The organism is Vibrio sp. T20 (assembly GCF_007858795.1).
GTDB classification, from domain to species: domain Bacteria; phylum Pseudomonadota; class Gammaproteobacteria; order Enterobacterales; family Vibrionaceae; genus Vibrio; species Vibrio satsumensis.
Genome location: NZ_VFEB01000172.1, coordinates 1 through 230, shown reverse-complemented (window position 1 = coordinate 230; position 230 = coordinate 1). Strand labels below are relative to the sequence as shown.

Annotated in this window: 1 pseudogene; it reads left to right on the top strand. The window is 44.8% G+C overall.

Going from position 1 to position 230, the window contains the following annotated elements:
• Window positions 1-230 (top strand): annotated as a pseudogene (gene hisG, locus FTW16_RS18800) (ATP phosphoribosyltransferase); the annotation flags it as partial.

Here is a 230-nt window from a genome sequence, read left to right as displayed (position 1 = left end):
AACAGGCTCAGTTGAAGTAGCACCTCGAGCTGGACTAGCGGACGCTATCGCAGATTTGGTTTCTACAGGCGCTACGCTAGAAGCGAATGGCCTAAAAGAAGCAGAAGCTATTTTTCAATCTAAAGCAACGTTAATTCAACGCACCGGCGAATTTGATGCAGACAAAGAAGCATTAATTGAAAAACTACTGACTCGTATGCAAGGTGTTCAGCAAGCGAAAGAGTCGAAGT